The organism is Rhizobium sp. BR 315, from assembly GCF_050577975.1.
Lineage (GTDB): Bacteria > Pseudomonadota > Alphaproteobacteria > Rhizobiales > Rhizobiaceae > Rhizobium > Rhizobium miluonense.
Genome location: NZ_JARWKZ010000003.1, coordinates 37,239 through 61,705 on the forward strand (window position 1 = coordinate 37,239; position 24,467 = coordinate 61,705).

Below are 24,467 nucleotides of genomic sequence, written 5' to 3' on the forward strand. Positions count from 1 at the left end.
TGAGGCGGTGAGAGATCCGCGATTTGGCGTGAATAGATGATCCGGGCGGAGTACCGGACGCTCACTTCCGGATTAGCGCTTCGAGTTCGACAATGACGGCGCGTTGGGCTTCTTCGAGCGTACCGCTATTGTCGATATCTACGACATCATAGCCGGCCTGGACGGCAAGCGTGCTGCGCTCCAGGCGCTTCAGCACATCCTCGCGGCTTTCGCGGCCACGCGCCATCAGCCGCTCGGCAAGCACTTCGCGCCGCGCCGTGATGTTGATGACTTTCAGCCGCGGAAATGCAGTCTGGAAGTGCGGCAGCGCCGAGCGCGAGCCGTTGGCGATGACCAGATTGCCGCGCGTCAGTTCGTCAGCGACTTCGGCAGGAATGCCGTATTTCAGACCATGCGCTTCCCAGGAGACGGCGAACGCGCCGGCCTGCTTCATGGCGTCGAAATCCGCTTCGGAAACGCTTCTGTGATCTTCGTTGCCGGCATCTCCGTCACGCGTGATGACCCGGCGGACGAAATGGACATCAGTCCGGCCGGCGAAATGCCGGGCGGCGAGGTTCATCAGCGTATCCTTGCCGGCGCCGCTCGGGCCGACGACGACAGCGAGTGTGCCTGCTGTCGCATCCGAAAGGCGGCCATTAGCCGGCTCGAGATTGGCGTCCGTGCTCATGCGACCCGACGTCCTTCTCGCCAGACGGAGCGGGTGACCGGCACGCCATGATCGCGACGAACGCGCACGAGATCGGCGCGCAGGCCTTCCGCGATGCGTCCACGGTCATTGAGGCTGACGGTCTTTGCCGGCGTTGCGGTGACCATGGCAATCGCCTGCGACAGCGAAATGCCCTCAACTTCATCTGCGAGGATGAAGGGCGCGTGGAGCAGGCTGAGCGGCACGTAGTCGGAGGAAAGCACATCCAGTACACCGAGTTCGGCCAGATCGCGAGCGGCGATATTGCCCGAATGCGACTTGCCACGCACGATGTTCGGCGCGCCCATCAGCACGCTCATGCCGGCACCATGCGAAGCCTTCGCCGCATCGATGCTGGTCGGGAATTCCGCCAGGCGAACACCGTAGTTGATGGCTTCGTCGACATGGGCGAGCGTCGCGTCGTCATGGCTTGCAACGGTGATACCGCGCTCGGCGCAGACCTTCGAGATCGCATCGCGATGCGGCGTTGCATACTTGGCCGACTCTTCCTGGCGCTTGGCGACGAAGCGGGCAAAGGCCTCGTCGCTCAGGCCGCGCTTCTTCTGATAGTAGAAGATATATTGATCCATGGTCTGGAACTGGCGCTGGCCGGGTGCATGATCCATCAGCGAGACGAGGCGGACGTAGGGATCTTTCTCGAAATCCTGGAAGTGATCGAGAACGTTGTCGGAGGAAACCTCGCAGCGCAGGTGGATGAGGTGATCGGCGCGCAGACGATCTTCGCGTTGGGCCGCCTGGATGGCATCGGCCATATCGCGCATCTCGCCCTTTTCGAAGCCGCCGTCCTCGTCCGAACCCATGCGCAGGCAGTCGAATACGGTCGTGATGCCTGACGTGACGATCTGGGCGTCATGCGCCTGGATGGCTGCCGTCTTGTTCCAGCGCACGCCCGGACGCGGGGAATAATGCGCTTCCAGATGGTCGGTATGCAGCTCGACCAGACCAGGGATGAGATAGTCTCCCTCGAAATCTTCGCCGATCGCGGACTTGCCTTCGGAAATGGCGGTGATGCGACCGTCACGGATCAGCACCGAGCCTTCGACGATCTTGTCTTCGAGAACGATGCGGGCGTTGGAAAGGACGGTTTCTTTGGTCATGTCAGGTCTTTCATCATTGGAGCAATTCCAGCAAAAGTGCGAAGCGGTTTTGCGTCCGGAATTGCGTGAAAACAAAAAGATAGAGCATTCCCGCGACTGCGTTTAAAGCGGAAATGCCTAGGCGCCAGCAAGCGGCAGCCAGGAGCGGACGGTAAAGGGCCCCCCACGCTCTTCTTCGACGAAGATGGCGAGGCTGGAAATGGCGAGCGGCTTGCCGGAATGGTCGGCAAAGCGCTCGCGCAGGGTTTCATGCATGTCGGCCTGACGTTCTGCCGGCACAGGTCCGGTCAGCGTCATATGGAAACGAAACTCGTCGTTGACGTAAGGGTAGCCCCAGCGCAGCAGATTGGCACGCTGCGGCTCGGTCAGGCCCTCCGGCTTGCGCCGTGCGATATCATGGTCCGAAAGCGGCGCACGAAACGGCTCGAAACTCCTTACGACGCGCGAGGCGAAATCCTGCAGCGGCTGGCAGAGCGAGCCGGGCACGAGCGCGAAGAAAGGACCGAGCTGGCCAAGCACCAGCTCCGGAACGACGAATGCCTTGGTGCGCGAGGCGAAATCGGACGCGACCTCGAGCAGATCGCGCTCGTTCACTGAGGCTGCAAGCTCGAAAGGCGCCTTCAGCGTGGCATGGAAGCCGTAGCGGCGCGGATCGGCGGTGAGTTCGGCATGGGCTTCCGGCAACGGACCCATGGCCTTGTCGGAAAAAATCTCATTGGAAAAGGCATCGCGACCCAGCCAGCGGGAGGCAAGCGACGTCAACGGATCGTCTTTGGGTGGCGTGAAATAGAGAGCATAGCGCAAGGCTGTATTCCTTGGAAAAATCGGCTGCGCGGGACACTGTTGGGTGATTTGCGACAAACCGCAAGTGCAACAAGGTGGCAGCGAATCGAATCCGGCTAAGCCCGACTCGGCAGATGCAGCCTTGCCGGGCCTGCGCTACCGGATTCCCGTGACAGAATGATGATGCGCTACGATTTTTCTTCAGGACTTCTTATCTGACACGGGTTCCCATCAGGCGCGAACGCAGCGCATTGGATGCGGCGTCGAAGAGGAAGACGACGATCAGGATCAGCAGCACCATGTAGGCCACATTTGCCCAGTTGGCGTTGGTGCGCATCGCTTCCCAAAGCTTCAGGCCGATACCACCCGCGCCGACAGCGCCGATGATGGTGGCGCCGCGCACGTTGGATTCCCACTGGTAGAGCGTCTGGCTGACGATGACCGGAACGATCTGCGGCACGATGCCGTAGCGATGCACGAGGATGGTCGAGGAGCCCGTGGATTTCACCCCTTCGCGCGGCTTGTTGTCGATGTTTTCGAGGCCTTCGGAATAGAGCTTGCCGAGCGTGCCTGTTTCCGTGAGGAAGATCGCGCCGCTGCCGGCGAGCGGGCCGGGGCCGAATGCCCGCGTCAGGAACAGTGCCCAGATCAGCATGTCGACTGAGCGCAGGAAATCGAAGAAGCGCTTCAGCACCTGATTGAGCAACCGGTTCGGCGTGATGTTGCGGGCTGCCATGAAAGCGAGCGGAAAGGCGGCGAGCGAACCCAGCAGCGTGCCGAGGAAAGCCATCACGATGGTCTGGAACAGCTTGGTCCAGACATCGCCATGCTGCCAGGCGCCATTGTTCCAGATATTGTCGAATGCGAGCGAGAGATTGGACTGGGCTGGATCGAGCCGCGGCCCGGAGACGATCAGGCTGACGACCTCGCTCGCCGGCTTGTCGAAGAAGGGCGAGTGCGTGTCGAAGACGAAGTTGGCCCAGCCGAGGAAGCGCTTGCGGATCTTCACGCGATCGGTGGAAATGCTGACATCGCCGGCAAAGCCCAAATTGGCGAGAATATTGTCGTCGTAGACGGTCATCCAGCTGGGAACGGGCTGCGAGCCGGCGATCTTCGGGGTGCTGCCGGTGACATCGATCGGGATGGTCAGGCCGTGCGCCGTCAGGATCGCCTGCGTCTTGGTGATCGTTACCATCTGGCTGGTGCCGCTGACCGAAACGGCGATGCTGCCATCCGGAGCAGTCTTGACCCAGTCCGGGTTGGGATTGTCGCCCAGCGGCGAGAAGCGCGGATATTTGATGCTGATCTTGTCGCCGGAGATGCGGAATTCCGGCTGGACGTCATAGCTGATCCACTGGCTGAGATAGATGCCGACACGCTCCCAGCGCGCGTCCGAAAGGACCTTCGGCAGGTCGAAGAACCACACGGCGTAGAAACCATAGAGGATGACGCCGAGGAAGATCATCAGTGCGCCATAGCGCTGGCGAAAGGACCGATGAAAGACTTCCGGATAACGCGCTTCGATTTCCTGCATACGGCTGGCGTCGATGACGGACATGGGGAACCTCAATGCTGCAGAAGGAAAGCGTGCTCGCCGATGAGACGACGGCGGAGCCATGCGGAAAACTGGTCGACGACGATGATCGTTGCGAAGAGCAGCAGCATCAGCGCCATGGTCTTGGCACCGAAGCCGCGCGAAATCGCAAGCTTCAGTTCCTCGCCGATACCGCCGCCGCCGACGGCGCCGATGATGGTGGAGGCGCGAACGTTGATTTCCAGGCGCAACAACGCATAGGACATGAAGTTCGGCAGCACCTGCGGCAGAGCGGCGAAGCGCACGCGCTCGGTCCAGCTTGCGCCGACGGCGCGCATGCCCTCATCCGGCTTCATGTCGATATTCTCGATGACTTCGTAAAACAGCTTGCCGAGCGCGCCGATCGTGTGAAGGCCGACGGCGATGATCGCAGCGATCGGGCCGATCGACAGGATCGCGGAGAACAGGCCGGCAATGACGATTTCCGGGAAGGCGCGCAGCAGTTCCATGATGCGCTTGGCGATCAGGCGGACAGGGTGGGACGGCGACAGGTTGCGCGCGGCGAAGAAAGCGAGAGGGACGGCGAAGACGAAGCCGACGATGGTCGAGACCAGCGCGATGTTGATCGTGACGATCATCAGCTCGAAATATTCGGGGATATAGAAATCGCCCCAGACATAGACTCGGCCGAGCGGGAAATTGAATTCCTCGCCACCGGCGCCGTTTGCGCCGTTGGGGCTCGGCAGATCGAACAGTGCGCGGTAGACGTCGGCCCAGTCCTTGGGAATGAGCCAGCTGACGAAGTCGAAGAGATGCGGCAGGCGCTCGAAGAAATGGCCGGCATTGCTTTCATCGGCGAAGCGGACGGAACTGACGAAGGCCGCAAGCAGGATGACGAGGCCGATCCCGGTGTAAAGACGGCGGCGGGCCACCATCTTGCTCCAGGCGTCGCCGATCTCCTTGGCGCTTTGAGGTGCGCTCTGCATGTTCGGGTGCGTATCGGCAATCGTCATGAAATCCTGCCTTTGTGAACAGCAAAAGGGCGGCCGTCGCCGGCCGCCCAGTTATCGCAATGCGGATCAGCCGCCGATGGCAGCCTTACGAACTTCGATAACGGCGTTATAGAAGTCCGGGGTAACCTTGACGTAGCCCTTGAAGTCGCCGCCTTCGACGGCGTTGAAGCACTTGGCGTCCGTGGTCGGCAGCTTCATGAAGAAGTCGGCCAGCTTGGCCTGCCATTCGGTGCCGAGCGCGTTACGAACGACGAGCGGGCCGTTCGGGATCAGCGGCGAGCGCCAAACTTCGACGAGCTTGTTCGGGTCAACGGTGCCCTTGTCGACAGCCTTGCGGAAGGTGCCGGAGGTGAAACCGTCCTTGAAATCGCCGATGCCCGAGGAGTCATCGACAGCAACGTCGACCTTGCCGTCGTAGGCAGCGAGCAGGTTGTTCTCATGACCGCCGTTGAACTGGGTCGAGGCGAAGAACTTGTCGTTCGGGGCGCCGGTGGTCTTCGGAATCTGCGTCAGCGGAACGAGGTAACCCGAGGTGGAGTCCGGATCGGCGTAACCGAGCTTCTTGCCCTTGGCGTCGGCAATCGTCTTGATGCCGGAGGACTTGAGAGCGAGGCCGATCGAGTAGTAGCCGGTTGCGCCGTCGGTCTGCTGCGTGGTCAGGATCGGGGTAACGGCCTTCGGGTCCTTGATGGCGACGGCAGCGTAGCCGGAAGCGCCGAGTTCTGCGAAGTCGAGCGTGCCGCCGAGCAGACCCTGGATAACGCCGTTATAGTCGGCAGCCGGGAACAGCGAAACCTTCTCGAAACCGAATTCCTTCTTCAGGTGATCGGAAAGGCAGGCGTAGTTGCGCAGGCGGTCGGCTTCGTTTTCGCCGCCGAGAATACCGACGCGGAATTCTTTGAGATCTGCAGCGTTTGCGCCGCCAGCGAGCGCGAGAAGCGCCGTAGCCGCAAGAAGAGTCTTCTTCAACATTGGGTTCGTCTCCTGATTAACCGGTGTCCCCGGATGCCTTCGGTCTAGAAGAAATGTGCCCTTGACGCGGGCTCTCGATCCCGGCCGTCTCTCTCAGAGACCGGCCAGTGCCAGCGGTTGCGGGCCGGCAGATTCAGTTGCCGCGGTCTGCGCGGCCGGATCGGCGATGTTGATAGAGGTCGACGTCATGGTCTCGTCGATGCCGGCGCCGTCCTTGTCGGTGCCGTAGATTTCCTTGACAGCTGCAGCCGTCAGTTCGGAGGCCTTGCCGTCGAAGACGACGCGGCCGGCCGCCATGCCGATGATGCGTTCGCAATAATTGCGAGCCGTATCCAGCGTATGCAGGTTGGTGATGACGGTGATGCCTTCGCGCTCGTTGATATCTCGCAGCGCGTCCATGACGATCTTGGCGTTCAGCGGGTCGAGCGAGGCGATCGGCTCGTCGGCCAGCATCATCTTCGGCTGCTGCATCAAAGCGCGGCAGATGGCGACGCGCTGCTGCTGGCCGCCGGAAAGCGTGCCGGCCATCTGCAGGGCCGCCTGCTCGATGCCGAGGCGCTCCAGAGCGGCAATGGCTTCGATGCGCTCTTCGCGGGTGAAGACGGAGAGGAGGCTCAGCATGGTAGAACGCTGATTGAGGCGGCCGAGCATGACATTGGTGAGCACGTCGAGTCGCGGAACGAGGTTGAACTGCTGGAAGATCATGGCGCAGTCGCGCTGCCAGCTGCGCAGAGCACGGCCTCTCAGCCCGGAGACCTCGACGCCGGAAAAATGGATGGAGCCGGAGCTCGGATCGGCCAGGCGGTTGATCATGCGCAGCAGCGTCGACTTGCCGGCGCCGGAACGGCCGATAACGCCGACCATCTGTCCCTGCGGTATGTTCAAAGTCACGGAATCGACGGCGAGCTTGTTGCCAAACCGGCGTGAGACATTCCTGAGTTCGAACATGAAGCTTCCCTTTCGCGGCTGCCGGGCTGCAAAAAATCAGCGGTACCGGTGCTAAGAATGGGCGCATGCCCCTGCCTCGAAGGGAGTTTCGAGGGGGGCGGCGCCAACCACAAGGCAATCGATTAGTCCCGCTTCATGAAGCTCCAATGTCAGTTTTATGTAAGTGCTGTTACAATCCGTCCCGATTTGACATGATTAACGACTGAATGCTTTGGTTGTGCTCAATCGTCAAATAAACCGGTAGGTAAGCCATCCATGCTGAGGACGTTCTTCTCGCGCCAATACTCTTCAATACCATTCGCTCCCTTTGCCTCGGCCCAATTGTCGAGACTCGGTCTTTCGCCTTCATAGTTAAAGAGCGGCACGCCGAAGCCGCAGGAGGTCTGTACCAGATCGATGTCCAGCCACACGATCTGCCGTGCACCTAGCGGCTCGTCGCCATCATAGTGCGTGTGCAGCAATTCCCGATATTCCGGCGACGGTCGATGGATAATCCTGCCGCGGCCATAGAGGCGCAGAATCATCGGCGGGCCTTCCATCGCGCAGAACATGATGGTCAGCCGACCGTCGGCCTTCATATGGGCTGAGGTCTCGTTGCCGCTGCCGGTTCGGTCGAGATAGATGGCCGTGTTCGGGGAGATGATGCGCAGGCATAGCGTTTCGCGCGGCGAAACGTTGACCCGCGAAGCGGCGGTAGCCGACGCCGTGAAGAAGATGTGTTGCCGCGCGATGAAATCGCGCAGCCGGTCGTCGATGCTCGAAAACTGCTTTGCCATGAAAAACTCCTCCCGATCCCGAACTACAAGGACCGCCTGAAAGCTGGATCGCTCGTTGGTGCCTCGCAAGCCCGGTTCGAGCGGAAAGCGTCTCGGCTTTCTGTTTTGGCGCAATTTCGGACGGAAAACCGCTACACACTTTTCCTGAAATTGCGCTAGGCGGCGTAGCGATCCAGAAAGTCTTCTGCCGAAAGGGCACGGAAGTCTGCGAGCGCCGTGCGCAGACGGTCGTGATCCCAATCCCACCAGGCAAGCCTGTCCATGCGTGCGCCGACCTCTGCGGTGAAGCGTTCGCGGATGAGCTTGGCCGGCACGCCCCCGACGATCGTGTAGGGGGCGACGTCTTTGGAGACGACGGCGCCGGCACCGATGACCGCACCATTACCGACCGTGACACCAGGCAGGATGGTGGCGCCGTGGCCGATCCAGACGTCATGGCCGATGACGACGCGATGGTCGCGCCGCCAGGTGAAGAAATCCGTCTCCATATCGGCATCCGGCCAATAGTCGGCGGCGCGATAGGTGAAATGGTGCAGCGTGGCGCGCCATGTCGGATGGTTCGTGGCGTTGATGCGCACGGCGGCGGCGATGTTGACGAACTTGCCGATCGTCGCGCACCAGACCGCACCATCCTGCATGATGTAGGAATAGTCACCGATCTCGACCTCGTCGATACGGCAGCGGTCCGAGACTTCCGTGTAGCGGCCGAGCGTCGATTTGTTGACGCTGGCCGAAGGGCTGATGAAGGGCGTTTCGCCCAATTTGCGGCTCATGCAGCTGCCTTTCTCGGCGAGAACTGCGAGACGTCGAGAATGCGGCTGCCGACGGCTTCGCGCACCTCTTCGTCATGGAAGATGCCGAGAAGGGCGACGCCCGCCTGCTTCTTCTGCTCGATCATGTCGACGACGACGGCCCGGTTCCTGGCATCGAGCGAAGCCGTTGGCTCGTCGAGCAGCAGGATGGCGTGGTCGGTGATGAAGCCGCGCGCGATGTTGACGCGCTGCTGCTCGCCACCCGAGAAGGTGGCGGGAGGCAGCTGCCAGAGCTCCCGCGGCAGGTTCAGCTGTGCGAGCAGACCGGCCGCCTTTTCGCGCGCATCGGCCGCCGTCACGCCACGGGCCAGCAGCGGCTCGGCGACGACATCGATGGCAGCGACGCGCGGCACGGTGCGCAGGAACTGGCTGACATAGCCCATCGTCTGCCGGCGTACTTCGAGCACGGTGCGTGGGTCGGCGGTGGCGAGATCGACGATCTTGCCCTTGTGCGTGACGAGGATCTGGCCGTTATCGACGGCGTAATTGCCGTAGATCATTTTCAGGAGCGAGCTCTTGCCGATGCCGGAGGGACCGCCGAGCACGACGCATTCGCCGGCGGCGACCGAGAAGGAGACGTCGGCGACGACAGGTAGGCGCAGGCCGTCGCGCAGATGCATGGTGAAGCTTTTGAAGACTTCGGAAACGACGAGTGGGGTTGCCATGATACTTCCTCAGACCTGCAGGATCGAAGAGACGAGCAGTTGCGTATAGGGTTCGCGCGGATCGTCGAGCACGCGGTCGGTCAGACCGTGTTCGATGACGTATCCGTCCTTCATCACCATCATACGATGTGACAGGAGCCGCGCGACGGCGAGATCGTGTGTGACGATGATGGCCGACAGGCCGAGATCGTTGACGAGGCCGCGTACGAGGTCGAGCAGACGTGCCTGTACCGAAACGTCGAGACCGCCGGTCGGCTCGTCCATGAAGACGAGGCGCGGCCCGGTCACAAGATTGCGGGCGATCTGCAGGCGCTGGCGCATGCCGCCGGAGAAGGCGCGCGGCTGATCGTCGATACGGTCGGCGTCGATTTCCACCCGCTCCAGCCAGTCGATGGCCGTGTTGCGGATGTTGCCATAGTGGCGATTGCCGATGGCCATCAGCCGCTCGCCGACATTGGCGCCGGCCGAAACCGTCATGCGCAACCCGTCGGCCGGGTTCTGATGCACGAATCCCCAGTCGGTGCGCATTAGGAAGCGGCGCTCGGCCTCGTTCATGCGGAACAGGTCGCGATAGGTCTCGTCGCGCATGTGATATTCGACACTGCCTGTCGTCGGCAGCAGCCGGGTCGAGATGCAGTTGAGCAGCGTCGTCTTGCCGGAGCCGGATTCACCGACAATCGCCAGCACTTCGCCCGGCCACAGTTCGAAGGACACATCCCGGCAGCCGATGCGGCTGCCGTAGAATTTCGAGATGTCCTTGACTTTCAGAAGCGGGGTGTCGCTCATTCTGCAGCCTCCTTGCTGTCGGGCAATCCATCGGGCGCAAGCATCGCGCCGGCATGGCCGTGGGCGCGACGGTCTTCGCAGAAGTCGGTGTCGGAGCAGACGAACATGCGCCCGCCCTTGTCGTCGAGGATCACCTCGTCGAGATAGACCTGCTCGGCGCCGCAAAGAGCGCAGGGCTTGTCGAAACGCTGGACCTCGAAAGGATGGTCCTCGAAGTCGAGGCTGACGACTTCGGTGTAAGGCGGCACCGCATAGATGCGCTTTTCACGTCCGGCGCCGAAGAGCTGCAGCGCATCCGACAGATGCATTTTCGGATTGTCGAACTTCGGCGTTGGCGACGGATCCATCACGTAACGGCCGGCAACCTTGACCGGATAGGCATAGGTCGTGGCGATGCGGCCGTTGCGGGCGATGTCCTCGTAGAGCTTCACATGCATGAGGCCGTATTCCTCAAGCGCGTGCATCTTGCGGGTCTCGGTCTCGCGCGGTTCCAGATAACGCAGCGGCTCGGGGATCGGCACCTGGTAGACGAGCACCTGGTTCGGGCCGAGCTTGGCTTCCGGGATACGGTGACGCGTCTGGATGATGGTCGCCTCTTCCGTGCGGGTGGTGACCGCGACATTGGCGACCTTCTGGAAGAAGGCGCGGATGGAGACGGCGTTGGTCGTGTCGTCGGCGCCCTGGTCGATGACCTTCAGCACGTCTTGCGGGCCGATGATCGCCGCCGTCAGCTGCACGCCGCCGGTGCCCCAGCCATAAGGCATCGGCATTTCGCGCGAGGCGAAGGGCACCTGATAGCCGGGAATGGCGATCGCTTTCAGGATGGCGCGGCGGATCATCCGCTTGGTCTGCTCGTCGAGATAGGCGAAGTTGTAGGTGGCGAGTTCGGTCATTCGGCTGCCTCCGTTATGGAATCCATGCCGCGTTCGCGAGCGGCCTCGAAATCGCGGCGCATGCGCCGCACCAGGTCGAGCTCGGCCTGGAAGTCGACATAGTGTGGCAGCTTCAGATGTTCGACGAAGCCGGTCGCCTGCACGTTGTCGGAGTGGGAGATGACGAATTCCTCGTCCTGAGCCGGCGCAACAATGTCTTCTCCCAGCTCTTCGGCGCGCAGCGCGCGGTCGACCAGCGACATCGCCATGGCCTTGCGCTCGCTCTGGCCGAAGACCAGACCGTAGCCGCGGGTGAACTGCGGCGGCGCCTTGGCCGAACCCTTGAACTGGTTGACCATCTGGCATTCTGTCACCTGGATGCGGCCGAGCGAGACGGCAAAGCCGAGTTCCGGCACGTCGAATTCGACCTCCACTTCGCCGATGCGGATTTCGCCGGTAAAGGGATGGTTGCGGCCGTAGCCGCGCTGGGTCGAATAGCCCAGCGCCAGCAGGAAGCCTTCGTCGCCGCGGGCGAGCGCCTGCAGGCGAAGATCGCGGCTCATCGGGAATTCCATCGGCTCGCGCGTGAGGTCGCCGATTTCGTGATCGATCGGTAGGGTGCCGTCGCCTTCGATCAGACCTTCCTGGCTGAGGATTTCGGAAACGCGCATGACGCGACCTTCTTCAGCTGGCCGCTGCATCGGCTCGTCCACTTCCTCGTCGGTCAAAAGGCTCGGGTCGAGCAGGCGGTGTGTATAGTCGAAGGTCGGGCCGAGAAGCTGGCCGCCCGGCAGATCCTTGTAGGTCGCCGAGATGCGGCGCTCAATCTTCATCGCCGCCGTGTCGAGCGGCTGGGAATAGCCGAAGCGCGGCAGCGTTGTGCGATAGGCGCGCAGCAGGAAGATCGCTTCGATCATGTCGCCGCGCGCCTGGCGAACGGCAAGCGCCGCCAGCGTGCGGTCATAAAGCGAGGCTTCGGCCATGACGCGGTCGACGCCGAGCGCGAGCTGCGCGACGATCTGGTCGATGCCGAGCGCCGGCAGCGAACGGTCGCCGCGGCGACGGTCGGCCAGCAGCCGGTGAGCATTGGCGATGGCGGCTTCGCCACCCTTTACGGCAACATACATATGTCACACCTCCGTCGCGGTGATCTTGGTGGTGCGCGGCAGGCAGAGGAATTGCCGGCCCGCTGTCAGGATGAGATCGACGCCGCGCGGAAAGAGCGCGCGATTGTCGTTCCAGATGCGCAGCAGCGCATCCGGCAGCCCGATCGGGGCGATCATGGTGACGTCCTTGATGCCCGGGCCGGAAAGCGCCAGTTCCTTGCCGTCTTCCAGGCCTTGGATTTCCAGCACGATGGTCGTCGAGCGGTCGGGATATTCCTGGGTGCCGATGCCGAACTGGCTGAAGGAGGACAGCGCCATGCCGGCTTCGACGAAGGCGAAGTGCGCTTCCAGCCGTTCCGAGATGACCGGGGCTCCGCTGTGGAAGGCCAGCCATTCCGGCAGGCTCGATCTTGAAAGGCTGTTTGAAAGCCAGACCGGCGTGTCGTGGTCGCACAGGGTCAGGCCGATAGCACCGGCCGCAATGCCGAGCGGGGCCGGCGGAGTAATGTCGGCGGTGACGGTCTGCACAGTGCCTGGGCGCGCCATGCCGTCCATCGTCATCTTGAAGACGTTCTGCCCGTCGAAGACAGGATCGCTGAAGCCGCCGGTCAGGGCTTCGTTGCCGAAAGTTGGTGTGTTGAACAGGCTCATCAATCTTCTCCGCGGACCATGGTGAAGAAATCAACGCGGGTCGCCGCAGTCTCTTCGGCGCGCTTGCGATCATAGTCGGCGATGCGTTCGGTGACCGGCTGCAGGATTGCCTTCTCGACGAAGCCTTTCGTCGCCGATTGCTGCCAAAGGGCATCGAAGATGGCGGAAAGCCGGGCTTTTTCCCGATCCGTGCCAAGCGAATGCGAATGACCGATGGTGCCGGAAGCCAGTCGGACGGTGGCGCGCGTCACCGTCACTTCGCCGAGGTTGAAGGGGGAGCCGCCGCCGCCGATGCGGCCGCGCACCATGACGAGCCCGGTTTCCGGCCCGCGCACCGGCCGAACCGCCGGCTTGCTCGGCAATGCTTCCCAGGCCGCCTCTAGCTCGTCGCGCTCGGCCTGCGCCAGAAGATCGGCAACGCGCTTGCGTTCCCGGCGCTCCTGTGCGGCCGCTTCCTGCCTTTGTGCTGAATTCATCGCGTCTTCCTCTAAATGTCTATTGATATAGACAACCATACAATGTAGATGTATATCTATTAGTGAGTCGTGACAAGCGTGTGACAGGGCGAGTGGGCGAAATGGCAGGGCAGAAGATACAGAGACAGACTGGCGTGGCGCTCTGGCGGCAAATCGCCGACCGGATTCGCACGTCGATCAATCACGGTGATTTCGACGAAACCGGCATGGTGCCGCCGGAGACGACGCTGGCGCTGCAGTTCGGCGTCAACCGGCATACGATCCGGAGCGCGCTGGCGGCGCTGGCGCAAGAAGGCATCGTCCGGGCCGTGCAGGGGCGCGGCACGCTGATTGAGCGCAAGGAGCGGCTGAGCTTCCCGATTTCGAAGCGGACGCGCTTCTCGCAGGGGATCGGCGATCAGGTGCGCGAGACCCGCAGCATGCTGCTTGCCGCAAGCGAGGAGCCGGCAAATGTCGAGCTTGCTCGGCAGCTCAAGATCAACGCCGGCACGCAGCTTGTGCGGCTCGAAACGCTCGGCCAGGCGGACCATCGCCCGGTATCGCGCGCCACCAGCTGGTTCCCGGCAGATCGTTTCGGCGACATCGCGGAGATCTATCGGGCGACCGGATCGATCACCAAGGCATTCAAGGAGCTTGGCGTGCCGGATTACGTGCGCGTCGTCACCGAAATCACCGCGACGCATGCCGACGAAAGCGATCTGTCTGATCTGCAACTATCCCCGGGCGCCATCGTTCTGGTCGCCCAAGCGCTCAATGCGGATCTCGACAATGTCCCGGTGCAATATTCGATTTCACGCTTCGCCGCCGACAGGGTGCGGTTCACGATCGAGAATTGAGATCGAAGCTCTTTGGATCAAAGCAAAGAGACTGGTTATGCATCGCTCGGTGGCCATTGCTGTGCGGCATGAAGAATGCGGATTACTCGCACGTTCCTCCTGCGAGATCGTAAACCGGCAAATAGTTTTTGTGTACGACGAGTTCACACGTCCCAGATACACGGCCCGGTCGGCCCGTCATCGGATGTGTAATAAGCTGTGTTGATCGCTTGGCAACGAGTTCATCAAGCGCGAGTGCCGCAGAGGCATTATCCGCCTCGATGTAGGTATAGATCGCGCGCCGGTCGGCTCTAGCTTCGGGAGTCCAAGCAAGCTTCACGAAGGCTTTCCGCTTAGCCTGCGACGAGTTTCATCTCGCAAGGCAGCGAACTCTGCTTCGACATCGTCGGCGGGAGTAAGATTGCCAGCATTGGCGGACGCAAGACCGGCTTGAATCTGCTGACGAAACCATGCGTCATATTCGGCAGCGTCTTGCTGACGTTTCACATAGTCACGCATGAAACCTCGAAGCAATTGCGCTCCGGTTTGATCATGCGCTTTTGCGGCCTCGCTGAAGGCGGACTTCAAGTCTCCCTCAACCCGAAAAGTAAATGTGGCGTCCGTCATATCTAGTCCATGTGTTGCATGCGTAGTGCAATGTAACACATACTGCCATATTTTCCACCCCTCATCCATTCGGGAAGGCGAGGGGTGGTTTGCCTTTCAGCCGCTCAATGCGCGCCGGACATGTCGCCGAGGACTTCCTTCGAGGCGACGGTGGAATCGGCCTTGAGCTTGTAGACCATGGGCACGCCGGTCGCGAGGTTCAGCTCCAGGATCTGTGCCTTGCTCAGGCGGTCGAGAACCATCACGAGCGAGCGCAGCGAGTTGCCATGGGCAGCGACGAGCACGTTCTGACCGGCGAGAACGCGCGGCAGGATTTCCGTCAGGTAATAGGGCCAGACGCGAGCGCCGGTGTCGCGCAGGCTTTCGCCGCCGGGCGGCGGAACGTCGTACGAGCGGCGCCAGATGTGAACCTGCTCCTCGCCCCACTTGGCGCGGGCGTCGTCTTTGTTGAGGCCCGAGAGATCGCCATAGTCGCGCTCGTTCAGCGCTTGGTCCTTGATCGTCTCGAGGCCGGTCTGGCCGATTTCATCGAGGATGATGTCAAGCGTGTGCTGGGCGCGGGTGAGATCCGAGGTGAAGGCGATATCGTATTTGATGCCGTAGGCGGCCAGAGCCTTGCCGCCCGTCTTGGCTTCTTCGACGCCAAGCGCGGTCAGATCGGGATCCTTCCAGCCGGTAAAGAGATTCTTCAAATTCCAGTCGCTCTGCCCATGGCGAACGAGGACGAGAGTACCGCTCATAATGTCACTCCTTGATAGAGCAATTCCAGGAAAAATGCGTAGCGGTTTTCCGTCCGGAATTGCGAGACAATAAAAGGCTGGAGCGGTTCAGCAGTTCCGTGCCGACCCTCTCCGGGATCGGATCAATGTGTGGCAAGCCCGAGAACGTCGAGCATGGAATAGAGGCCGGGTTTCTTGTCGCGCGCCCAGAGCGCGGCCTGCAGCGCGCCCCGCGCAAAGAGAGAGCGGTCGCCGGCATTGTGCGACAGCGTCAGCCGCTCGCTCTCGCTGGCGAAGATGACCGAGTGATCACCGACCACGCCGCCGCCGCGCAGGGTCGCAAAGCCGATCGCGCCGGCCGGGCGCGGGCCTGTATGGCCGTCGCGTACGCGTACGGAATTGTCGTTGAGATCGATGCCGCGGCCCTTGGCAGCCGCTTGGCCAAGCAGAAGTGCTGTGCCCGAGGGCGCATCGACCTTGTGGCGATGATGCATCTCCAGGACCTCGATATCCCAGTCGTTCGAAGGCAGCGCACGCGCCGCCTGCTCGACAAGCACGCTCAACAGGTTGATGCCGAGGCCCATATTGCCCGATTTGACGATGCGGGCATGGCGCGCGGCCGCCTTGAACTTGGCTTCATCCTCATCCGAGCATCCGGTCGTGCCGATGATATGGATGATACGCGCCTGTGCTGCGAGGCCGGCAAAGGTGACGCTGGTTGCCGGCGTCGTAAAGTCGATGACGCCTTCGGCATGGAGGAAGGCGGAAAGCGGATCGTCGGTCACGGGAACGCCGATCGGCCCCAGCCCGGCAATCTCGCCGGCATCCTTGCCGATGAAGGCGGAGCCGGGACGCGCGACCGCGGCATGCAGGGTTACGCCGCCGGTAGCGTGGATGAGGCTGATGAGAGCCTGTCCCATGCGGCCCGCCGCGCCAACCACCACCAGCTTCATCGCATCGTCGCTCATATCGTCTCTATCGTTTTATTTGCGGGAATTGCCGGAAGCGACCGGCCGCTGAAGGTTGTTGAGGCGAGCGTAAAGGCCATTGTCCGCCTCCGCAAGCGTCTCGTGGTTGCCCTCTTCGACCACGCGTCCGTTCTGCATGACGACAATCTTCTCGGCCCGGACGACCGTCGACAGCCGGTGGGCGATGACAACGACCGTGCGGCCGCTCATTGCTTCGTCCAGCGCCTTCTGCACGGCTGCTTCCGATTCCGTATCGAGCGCCGAGGTCGCTTCGTCGAGCAGGAGGATCGGCGCGTTGCGCACCAGTGCGCGGGCGATCGACAGGCGTTGCCGCTGACCGCCGGAAAGCGTCACGCCGTTTTCGCCGACCGGCGTATCGTAGCCCTGCGGCTGCGCCATGATGAAATCATGAGCGTAGGCATGACGTGCGGCTTCTTCGATTTCGGCGTTCGTCGCGTCCGGACGGCCGTAGCGGATGTTGTCGCGGATCGTGCCTTCGAAGAGATAGGGCTGCTGCGAGACATAAGCGAGATGCTGGCGCAGCGACTGCTTGGTGATCTGGCGGATGTCCTGCCCGTCGATGAAGATGCTGCCTTCTTTCGGGTCGTGGAAGCGCGGAATGAGATTGATGACGGTGGACTTGCCGGCGCCGGAAGGGCCGACGAGCGCCGTCGTCTGTCCGCCTTCGGCAACGAAGCTCACATCGTCCAGAACGGCGTCGTTGCCATAGGCGAAGCCGACGCCGCGGAATTCGATGCGGGCCTGCGTGACGACGAGCGGCTTGGCATCGGGCAGATCGCGCTGGCGCGGCTCCATGTCGAGCAGCTCGTAAATCATCCGCGCATTGACGACGGCGCGCTCCATCTGCACCTGCAGCTTAGCGAGACGGCGTGCCGGATCATAGGCGAGCAGCAGCGAGGTGGCGAAGGAGAAGAACACACCTGGAGATACGTTGTCGTAGATCGATCGATAGGCGGCGTAGGCAAAGAGGCTGGCAATTAACAAACCAGCGACGCTTTCCATAAGCGGACCGTTGCGCTCCGATAGGCGGGCGATACGATTCTGCCGGTTTTCGGCTGACGTGATGAGCTTGTTGACCTTGCCTTCCAGTTCGTTTTCCATCGTGAAAGCCTTGACGATGGAGATGCCCTGCATGGTTTCCTGCATGGCACCTAACACATGGCTGTTCAGGACGATCGCCTCCCGCGTGGCGGAGCGCAGCCGCTTGGAAATATAACGGAGCGTGAGGAACAGGGGTGGCGCGATGACGAAGAAGGCAATGCTCAACACCGGATCCTGGAAGATCATGACCCCAATCAAGGTTAGGAAGGTCAAGAGGTCGCGCATGGTGGAGGTGATGGTCAAGTTCATCACGTCTCGGATGCCGGAGACGTTCTGACTAACTTGGGCAGCAAGTTGCGCCGAACGGGCTTCGTTGAAGAAGCCGACCGATAACGACATCAGATGGGTATAGAGCCGCCGCTGATAGCGAGCGATAGTATTGTTGCCAATCTTGTTGAGAATAACCGACTGAAAATACCCAGCAAAACCGCGGGCCACGAAAACGACGAATATGCTCGCGCAAATCAGCCACGCAGCGATGAGATCGCGATCGACAAACGCCTTGTCGATGACCCATTTCATAATGTAGGCGATGTAACCGGTTGACGCTGACACCATCACCAAACAAAAGATGGCGACAATGTAATCCCAACGATAATCACGACCATTTTCAGCGATGATACGCTTCAGCATGCCGGTGACGGTTTCACTGTCGATGTTGTTTTTTTTGGTATCGGGCGATTTCAAAAATCGGCTTCCTGTCTCAAACCAAGCGAGCCGCACATGGCATATGCTTTCGCGGCTCTATAAAGAGTTAGGGCGGCTTTGGCTAGAGATGGCTTGCCGCGCTGGTTAAGAGCCATGCCTGGAGCCAAGTTCATTATAGGCGAGGGATGTCCGTTCTCAAAGACGCCGGACTTTCCCTTCTTGTCCTGAACGGCCTTGAAAAACCAATCCCAAGACCGCCATTCGGCGAACCGGTCGGCAGCCTTTCCTCGAAGGGCTGCCTGCCATTCCGGTTGGGTCAACGCCGCCAGCGGCGGCCCTCTGTTGCAAGACCAAAGCTTGCCGGTTTGCGGGCATAGCTGGCAAGGCCGGACAAGGCGGCCAGCGGATGCGTCACCACATGCGTCGGAATGGTCTTCATCATTTCGGTATGCGGCGCCTTGTCTTCGAAGGCAGCGCGGAATTCCGGCTTCTGCAATGCCGGCAGGATCTTCTGAGAAATGCCGCCGGAAAGATAGACGCCGCCGCGCGCCATGAAGATCATGGCGATATCGCCGGCGACGCGGCCGAGATAGGTGACGAAAAGCGTCAGCGTCTCTTCGGCCTGCTTATTGGTGCCGGCAAGCGCGTGGGTGGTGATGTCGGCCGGTTCCTTGAGGCTCGGCTCGACACCGTCTGCCTTGCAGATGGCGTGATAGAGGTTCTGCAGACCGCGGCCGCAAATGACTTGTTCGGCCGAGATCCGGCCCTCGATGGCTTCCAGATACGGCCAGATCTGCAGGTCGCGCTCGCTGCGCGGTCCAAGATCGATATGGCCGCCTTCGCCCGGCACCGGTATCCACTGGTGCTGGGTATGGATCAGGCCAGCCACGCCAAGCCCGGTGCCAGGCCCAAGCACGGCGCGCGAGGCGGCGTTGTTTTCCGAAGTTTCGCCGATGCTTTCGCGATGGTCGTCGGCAACTTCGGCGATCGCCAGCGCCTGTGCCTCGAAGTCGTTGATGATAAGCACATCTTCGATGCCGAGATTGGCGATCATCGTCTTCGGGCGGATCACCCAGTCGCAATTGGTCAGCGGAATTTCATCGCCCTGCACCGGACCGGCCATGGCGAGGATCGCCGAGCGCGGCTGCACCTTGCTCTTTTCGAGCGTCAGCTTGATAGCGTCGTCGATCGTCTCGAAATTCGCCGTCTGCACGACGGGAAAATGCTCCTGCTCGGAATTCGCATCGGCAAGGATCGAGAAGCGTGCATTGGTGCCGCCGATATCGCCGATCAGGATGGGAAAAGGCTGTGGGGCATCGCTGTGATTGAGCTCGGGCATGGCCAGGTCCGTGGTCTGCCGCCGGCAAGGCGGATTAATGGTTCAGTGTTTTGATCAGCCGCTCGGCAGTGGATTCGTTGAGCGCCATCGGAATGTCGTAGAGAACGGCAAGCCGCGTCAATGCCTTCACGTCGACATCGTGCGGCATGGGGGTGAGCGGATCGATAAAGAAGACCAGCATGTCGATCTCGGCGGTGGCGATGAGTGCGCCGATCTGCTGGTCGCCGCCGAGCGGCCCGCTTTTCAATCGGGTAACCTTGAGATCGGGGCAGGCATCGAGCACGCGGCCGCCGGTCGTGCCGGTTGCAACGATATGCCAGTCAGCAAGCGCTGTCTGATTGCGCCGGGCAAATTCCGCCATCGCATCCTTTTTCTGATCATGCGCGATCAGCGCGATGCATTTGCTGTCGGCCATGAAATTCTTGCTCCAGCCAGTGCTTTCAATCGATTTATTCGCCTTCTATACCAACGAGGCGCCTTTTGAAAGACTACCCCTGGCAGGGATAGTCCTGGCCTCATTGCTGCGGGATCTGCCCCGGCGGCGTATTGCCGGAGACGGGCATTGCGTTCGTTTCCGCCGTCACATCGGCAGTCTTGGCACCGAAGGTGGCGGCGCGAGCGGAAGCAACCGGCGGTGCCGCCAGCACTGCCTGGCAGGCCTTCGGCAAATCGGAAACCATGACCTCGCGCGGCTTTTGGGGCGGCTTCGTGCTGGGCTTCGGCTTGGCCCAGGGCTCGGGACCGAACCACCAGGCGAGCGTCTTGTCGCAGCCGTCGCCGGCGGTGACTGGCGCCTGCCCCGTGCAGCCGGACGAACCGGCGGGGCAGCGGATGCGGATGTGAAAATGCGAGTCGTGCCCATATTCCGGCCGCAGCTTGCCGAGATTGGCGCGGTCGCCTGTCCATGTCTCGCACATCTTCTTCTTGATCGCCGGGTTGACGAAGATGCGCTCGACCTCCGGATAGCTGGCCGCGCGCATCAGCAGGCGGGCATGCGCCGGCGTCCAGACCTTGTCGTTGATCGTCAGGAACTTGTCCTTGGCCAGCATCGTCGTGAAGGGCAGGGCTTCACGCTCTTCGGCCGTCATCTTGTGCCGGGGCATCGGCGTCAGCCAGACGTCGGCGTCGAGGCCGATCTGATGCGAAGCGTGGCCGTTGATCATCGGGCCGCCACGTGGCTGCGAGATATCGCCGACGAGCAGGCCCGGCCAGCCGTCATTTTTCGCCGCATCGCGCGACAGGCGCTCCAGCAGGCCGATTATCTCCGGCCTTCCCCAGCGGCGATTGCGCGAGAGGCGCATGGCCTGCCATGTCGGGCCGTCGGCGGGCAGCGCAACCGCGCCGGCAAGGCAGCCCTTGGCATAGAAACCCAGCGATTGCGGCGATCCCTGCGACGGCAGCGCCACTGCCCCGAAGACCGCCTTGGCGCTTCCGGGTGAAGGAGTGGCCTGCTGCGCCAGCACGTCGCCGGCGACAAGACCCATCCCGATCACCGTCGCGAGAGAGAATTTGCCGATTGTTCGAAGGGAGCGAACCAGAAGTGAAGCCATGCTTATCCTTGAAAAGCGGTCGGCATCAGCCGAAGTGATTTGCGGCGAGATTATCCTGAAAAAAGATGGAAGTTAATCCGCGGCAATCACTTGCGGCCGACGAGCGACCGCCTTTTCCTGGATCGATCGTGGCTCCGGGCAGGTCAGTTGGCTAAAATTTCCGCCGTCTTGCGGATGCGCGACAGGCGCGGCAGCACTTTCGTGCAGGCGAAATCCTGCATCTCCTGCGAGAGCGTCGTCACGGCATCTTCGGCGACAATGACGGCATAATTTGCCGCATAGGCATCGCGCACCGTCGATTCCACGCCGAAATTGGTGGCGACACCGGTCAGGATCAACGTGTTGATGCCGCGGCGGCGAAGCTGCAGGTCGAGCGCCGTGCCGTAGAATGCGCTCCACTGCTGCTTGACGATAGCGACATCCGGTGTCAGCGCCGCTATCTCGGCCGGAGCTTCGAGCGCGGCCGGCGGCAAACCTCCTGGGGGAAGCGGGAAGCTTTCGTCTGTCGGCTGATTGACAGCGTCGGCATAGTCTGCGGAAAATCCGAACGTGACAAACACGGTCGTTCCGCCATCGGCTTTCAGCTTGTTTGCGATGGCGACCGTATTGGCGATGATCTGTGGGGCAGAGTAAGGCGCGAGCGGCCGGCTGAGAACGAGGCCTTGCAAGTCGATGGAAACAAGAGCGGTAGTCTTGGGATCGTAAAGTGACATTTGGGGCTCCGAGAAAAATATGAGGGTATCCTCACAATGGAAAATATGAGGGAATCCTCACAAAAATCAAGTGAAGAATTGAAGACGCGCACGCCGAAGCGGCAGCGCGGCCATGATCGCGTCGTCATTCTTCTGGAGGCGGCGGCAAAGGTCTTCGCGCGCAAGGGCTACGACGCCGCAACGATGACCGAGATTGCAGCCGAGGCGCATTCATCGATCGGCTCGCTCTATCAATTCTTCCCGACCAAGCCCTTGCTCGCCGAAGCCTTGCATATCGATCGCCTGGACCGGTTGAAGGCGGGGCTTCGTGATCTGGTGGAACGGAGCGCCAGCCTTTCCGCCGCCGATAGTGGCGAGGCGATTTTCGATGCGCTCGCTGCCGTCATCGAGGAATATCCGGAGCTTCCAGTGCTTGCCGGGCGCCGCGATATCCCGAAGGAGCGCAAGGCGCGCTCGCGTGCCGAGCTGAAGGAGCTGATTGCGAACGTCCTTCGACAGGCACGGCCGCCTATATCGGACGATATCGCGCTGATGTCGGGCATCGTGCTCGAACTGCTGCGTATCGCCGTCGTCGTTGCCAGCGAGCCGGATGCCGCCGAGGACCGCCGCGTCGTCGGCGAATTGCGGCTGATGCTGCGCAAGCGACTGGAAGAAGCCGCGACAGCAGGCTGATTTCCGAAATCGTTCTTCGACGTCTTTGCGAAGAGGCGAGCTATTGCGTCCTGCTTTTTGCCCTCATTTGCCTTATGCTGATTCTCCAGAAATCATCGGGAGATCATGAATGGCATTGTCGCGGTTGAAAGCAGGCTTGGTCGCTTCTCTTTTTTGCCTGCTGGCAATGCCGGTAATCTCGAAAGCCGAGGAGCCGCAATTCCGCATCGGCACAGCCATTCTCGGTGATCTCAAATACCAGCCCGGCTTCAAGCATTTCGACTACGTCAATCCGGATGCGCCCAAGGGCGGTGAGGTGAAGCTGTCGAGCAACGGCACCTTCGATACCCTCAATCCGGTGCTCTACAAGGGCAATCCCGCCGAAGGGACAACGCTGATCTACGATACGCTGTTGAAGAAGGCCGATGACGAGGCCAATTCCTCCTATGGTTTGCTTGCCGAGGGCGTTTCCTATCCCGATGACGTTTCGAGCGCCGTTTTCCGGTTGCGCGCCGAGGCGAAGTGGGCCGACGGAACGCCGGTGACGCCCGAGGACGTTATCTTCAGCTTCGAGAAAACCAAAGAGCTCAATCCGCTGGCGACAAGCTACTACGCCCACGTCGTGAAGGCCGAAAAGACCGGCGATCGGGACGTTACCTTCCATTTCGATGAAAAAGGCAATCGCGAGCTGCCCTCGATCCTTGGTCAGCTTACCATCCTGCCGAAACACTGGTGGGAGGCAAACGGGCCCGACGGCAAGCCGCGAGATATCTCGCGCACGACGCTCGAGCCGCTCATGGGGTCTGGTCCTTACAAGATTGCATCCGTCCAGCCGGGTGCTTCGATCCGCTACGAGCTGCGTGGCGATTATTGGGGCAAGAACCTGCCGGTCAATGTCGGCCAGAATAATTTCGGCGCGATGAACTATGTCTATTTTTCCGACAACGACGTCGCGTTCGAGGCGTTTCGCGGCGGCGCCGTCGATTACTGGCAGGATAATTCCACCAGCCACTGGGTGACCGGCTACGATTTTCCGGCTGCCAAGGATGGCCGTATCAAGCGCGAGGAGCTTCCCAACTCGTTGCGCTCGGTCGGCATCATGCAGGCGCTCGTCCCCAATATGCGGCGCGAACGGTTCAAGGATCAGCGCGTCCGCGAGGCGCTGAGCTACGTCTATGATTTCGAGGAGCTGAACCGGACCCTCGCCTTCGGGAAATTGACGCGTGTCGACAGCTTCTTCTTCGGCACGAAATTCGCCTCTTCCGGCCTGCCGCAAGGCCAGGAGCTCGATGTTCTGAACAGCGTCAAGGACAAGGTGCCCGCCGAGGTGTTCACCACCCCCTTTGCCAATCCCGTCGGCGGCGACCCGCAGAAGGCGCGCGACAATTTTCGCAAGGCGATCGCCCTGTTCAAGGACGCGGGCTGGGTCCTCAAGGGCAACAAGATGGTGAACGCGCAGACCGGCCAGCCGTTTACGGTGGAGCTCCTGCTTGGCAGCGCCTCGCAGGAACGGTCGGTGCTGCCCTACATCCAGAACCTGAAGCGCATCGGCATCGATGCCAGCATCAGGACGGTCGATACCTCGCAATACATCAACCGCATTCGCAGCTTCGACTATGACATGATCTGGGTCGTCTGGGGTGAGACGCTCAATCCCGGCAACGAGCAGGCCGACTATTGGGGCTCCGCCTCCGCCGACCGTCAGGGATCTCGCAACTATGCGGGCATAACCGACCCCGGCATCGACTCCCTCATCGAGAAGGTTATCTTCGCGAAGGACGTGGCGGAGAAGGAGGCGACGGTCAAGGCTCTCGACCGCGTGCTGCTCGCTCACCATTATGTCCTGCCGATGTTCTACGGGACGACGACCAGGATAGCCTATTGGGACAAGTTCGAACATCTGGCCGAGTTGCCCTATTACTCCATCGGCTTCCCCGAGGTCTGGTGGTCGAAAAGCGCCGGAAAGTGAGCCTCTCTTGCAATAAGGGCTTCGCTGCCTCCAAATGCTCAAGGCTGATTCGGATAGTTTGAAGCCGAAATAACTGCGCCGGTTTCAATTCGGCGGAAGGGACTGTGAATTGATCGACAGATGGATTGAGGCGAGGCGGGATATATTCC

At 61.3% G+C, this 24,467-nt stretch carries 27 protein-coding genes; 3 read left to right on the forward strand and 24 right to left on the reverse strand.

Annotated features, from left to right (window positions below):
* Positions 1-61 precede the first annotated feature (61 nt).
* The 15 genes from phnN to phnG all read right to left on the reverse strand — a co-directional run bounded on the left by phnN (position 62) and on the right by phnG (position 13,197).
* Positions 62-667, reverse strand: a complete 606-nt coding sequence (phnN, locus tag QD409_RS04435) for a phosphonate metabolism protein/1,5-bisphosphokinase (PRPP-forming) PhnN (protein ID WP_430761918.1) — start codon at positions 665-667, stop codon at positions 62-64.
* Positions 664-1,803 carry an alpha-D-ribose 1-methylphosphonate 5-triphosphate diphosphatase gene (locus tag QD409_RS04440; RefSeq protein ID WP_430761919.1) on the reverse strand — a complete coding sequence of 380 codons (1,140 nt, stop codon included), beginning with the start codon at positions 1,801-1,803 and terminating at the stop codon, positions 664-666. Before QD409_RS04440 ends, phnN begins: the two co-directional genes overlap by 4 nt.
* A 117-nt stretch (positions 1,804-1,920) precedes the next feature.
* Positions 1,921-2,607: a DUF1045 domain-containing protein gene (locus QD409_RS04445; RefSeq protein WP_430761920.1), complete on the reverse strand. Its 687-nt coding sequence runs from the start codon at positions 2,605-2,607 to the stop codon at positions 1,921-1,923.
* Between the two features lie 190 nt (positions 2,608-2,797).
* On the reverse strand, positions 2,798-4,144 hold the full coding sequence (phnE, locus tag QD409_RS04450) for a phosphonate ABC transporter, permease protein PhnE (protein WP_092843624.1): 1,347 nt from the start codon (positions 4,142-4,144) through the stop codon (positions 2,798-2,800).
* 8 nt (positions 4,145-4,152) lie between these two features.
* Positions 4,153-5,133, reverse strand: coding sequence for a phosphonate ABC transporter, permease protein PhnE (phnE, locus tag QD409_RS04455; protein WP_430761921.1), 981 nt, complete (start codon positions 5,131-5,133; stop codon positions 4,153-4,155).
* A 66-nt stretch (positions 5,134-5,199) separates the two neighbouring features.
* A complete protein-coding gene (phnD, locus tag QD409_RS04460; RefSeq protein ID WP_092843620.1) occupies positions 5,200-6,105 on the reverse strand; it encodes a phosphonate ABC transporter substrate-binding protein in 906 nt (301 codons plus the stop codon).
* A 93-nt stretch (positions 6,106-6,198) separates the two neighbouring features.
* Positions 6,199-7,053: a phosphonate ABC transporter ATP-binding protein gene (gene phnC / locus QD409_RS04465; protein ID WP_430761922.1), complete on the reverse strand. Its 855-nt coding sequence runs from the start codon at positions 7,051-7,053 to the stop codon at positions 6,199-6,201.
* A 221-nt stretch (positions 7,054-7,274) separates the two neighbouring features.
* The gene (locus QD409_RS04470) at positions 7,275-7,829 is read right to left on the reverse strand and encodes a pyridoxamine 5'-phosphate oxidase family protein (protein WP_430761923.1); all 555 of its coding nucleotides are present in this window, start codon (positions 7,827-7,829) and stop codon (positions 7,275-7,277) included.
* A 155-nt stretch (positions 7,830-7,984) separates the two neighbouring features.
* A complete protein-coding gene (locus tag QD409_RS04475; protein ID WP_092843614.1) occupies positions 7,985-8,602 on the reverse strand; it encodes a DapH/DapD/GlmU-related protein in 618 nt (205 codons plus the stop codon).
* Complete coding sequence (gene phnL, locus QD409_RS04480) at positions 8,599-9,306, reverse strand: phosphonate C-P lyase system protein PhnL (protein ID WP_092843612.1); 708 nt, start codon at positions 9,304-9,306, stop codon at positions 8,599-8,601. Before phnL ends, QD409_RS04475 begins: the two co-directional genes overlap by 4 nt.
* Before the next feature lie 9 nt (positions 9,307-9,315).
* Complete coding sequence (phnK, locus tag QD409_RS04485) at positions 9,316-10,092, reverse strand: phosphonate C-P lyase system protein PhnK (RefSeq protein WP_092843610.1); 777 nt, start codon at positions 10,090-10,092, stop codon at positions 9,316-9,318.
* Positions 10,089-10,985 carry an alpha-D-ribose 1-methylphosphonate 5-phosphate C-P-lyase PhnJ gene (locus QD409_RS04490; RefSeq protein ID WP_430761924.1) on the reverse strand — a complete coding sequence of 299 codons (897 nt, stop codon included), beginning with the start codon at positions 10,983-10,985 and terminating at the stop codon, positions 10,089-10,091. Before QD409_RS04490 ends, phnK begins: the two co-directional genes overlap by 4 nt.
* A complete protein-coding gene (locus QD409_RS04495) occupies positions 10,982-12,091 on the reverse strand; it encodes a carbon-phosphorus lyase complex subunit PhnI (protein ID WP_092843606.1) in 1,110 nt (369 codons plus the stop codon). Before QD409_RS04495 ends, QD409_RS04490 begins: the two co-directional genes overlap by 4 nt.
* Before the next feature lie 3 nt (positions 12,092-12,094).
* Entirely contained in the window at positions 12,095-12,721 is a 627-nt protein-coding gene (gene phnH / locus QD409_RS04500; protein ID WP_092843604.1) for a phosphonate C-P lyase system protein PhnH, read from the reverse strand.
* Entirely contained in the window at positions 12,721-13,197 is a 477-nt protein-coding gene (gene phnG / locus QD409_RS04505) for a phosphonate C-P lyase system protein PhnG (RefSeq protein WP_092843602.1), read from the reverse strand. The genes phnH and phnG overlap by 1 nt, the downstream gene beginning before the upstream one ends.
* 101 nt (positions 13,198-13,298) lie before the next feature.
* Between phnG and phnF the strand changes: the two genes are divergently transcribed.
* On the forward strand, positions 13,299-14,033 hold the full coding sequence (phnF, locus tag QD409_RS04510; protein ID WP_092843600.1) for a phosphonate metabolism transcriptional regulator PhnF: 735 nt from the start codon (positions 13,299-13,301) through the stop codon (positions 14,031-14,033).
* 82 nt (positions 14,034-14,115) lie between these two features.
* On the opposite strand, the gene QD409_RS04515 is transcribed toward phnF, so the two are convergent.
* From QD409_RS04515 to QD409_RS04555, 9 genes are all read right to left on the reverse strand, one after another.
* The gene (locus QD409_RS04515; RefSeq protein WP_245297897.1) at positions 14,116-14,352 is read right to left on the reverse strand and encodes a type II toxin-antitoxin system RelE/ParE family toxin; all 237 of its coding nucleotides are present in this window, start codon (positions 14,350-14,352) and stop codon (positions 14,116-14,118) included.
* A complete protein-coding gene (locus QD409_RS04520) occupies positions 14,349-14,639 on the reverse strand; it encodes a CopG family ribbon-helix-helix protein (protein WP_430761925.1) in 291 nt (96 codons plus the stop codon). Before QD409_RS04520 ends, QD409_RS04515 begins: the two co-directional genes overlap by 4 nt.
* Positions 14,640-14,743: 104 nt before the next feature.
* On the reverse strand, positions 14,744-15,379 hold the full coding sequence (locus QD409_RS04525) for a 2,3-bisphosphoglycerate-dependent phosphoglycerate mutase (protein ID WP_430761926.1): 636 nt from the start codon (positions 15,377-15,379) through the stop codon (positions 14,744-14,746).
* Positions 15,380-15,501: 122 nt separating this feature from the next.
* Entirely contained in the window at positions 15,502-16,326 is an 825-nt protein-coding gene (dapB, locus tag QD409_RS04530; protein ID WP_430761927.1) for a 4-hydroxy-tetrahydrodipicolinate reductase, read from the reverse strand.
* Between the two features lie 15 nt (positions 16,327-16,341).
* Positions 16,342-18,081, reverse strand: a complete 1,740-nt coding sequence (locus QD409_RS04535) for an ABC transporter ATP-binding protein (RefSeq protein ID WP_430762081.1) — start codon at positions 18,079-18,081, stop codon at positions 16,342-16,344.
* 331 nt (positions 18,082-18,412) lie between these two features.
* On the reverse strand, positions 18,413-19,435 hold the full coding sequence (locus QD409_RS04540; RefSeq protein ID WP_430761928.1) for a glucokinase: 1,023 nt from the start codon (positions 19,433-19,435) through the stop codon (positions 18,413-18,415).
* Positions 19,436-19,469: 34 nt separating this feature from the next.
* Complete coding sequence (locus QD409_RS04545) at positions 19,470-19,850, reverse strand: methylglyoxal synthase (RefSeq protein WP_430761929.1); 381 nt, start codon at positions 19,848-19,850, stop codon at positions 19,470-19,472.
* A gap of 100 nt (positions 19,851-19,950) precedes the next feature.
* Positions 19,951-20,985: a penicillin-insensitive murein endopeptidase gene (gene mepA / locus QD409_RS04550; RefSeq protein ID WP_430761930.1), complete on the reverse strand. Its 1,035-nt coding sequence runs from the start codon at positions 20,983-20,985 to the stop codon at positions 19,951-19,953.
* Between the two features lie 143 nt (positions 20,986-21,128).
* Entirely contained in the window at positions 21,129-21,698 is a 570-nt protein-coding gene (locus QD409_RS04555) for an isochorismatase family protein (RefSeq protein ID WP_430761931.1), read from the reverse strand.
* Positions 21,699-21,734: 36 nt separating this feature from the next.
* On the opposite strand from QD409_RS04555, the gene QD409_RS04560 reads away from it, so the two are divergent.
* Together QD409_RS04560 and QD409_RS04565 are read left to right on the forward strand one after the other, a co-directional pair.
* The gene (locus QD409_RS04560; protein ID WP_430761932.1) at positions 21,735-22,370 is read left to right on the forward strand and encodes a TetR/AcrR family transcriptional regulator; all 636 of its coding nucleotides are present in this window, start codon (positions 21,735-21,737) and stop codon (positions 22,368-22,370) included.
* A gap of 109 nt (positions 22,371-22,479) precedes the next feature.
* Entirely contained in the window at positions 22,480-24,318 is a 1,839-nt protein-coding gene (locus tag QD409_RS04565; RefSeq protein WP_430761933.1) for an extracellular solute-binding protein, read from the forward strand.
* Positions 24,319-24,467 lie beyond the last annotated feature (149 nt).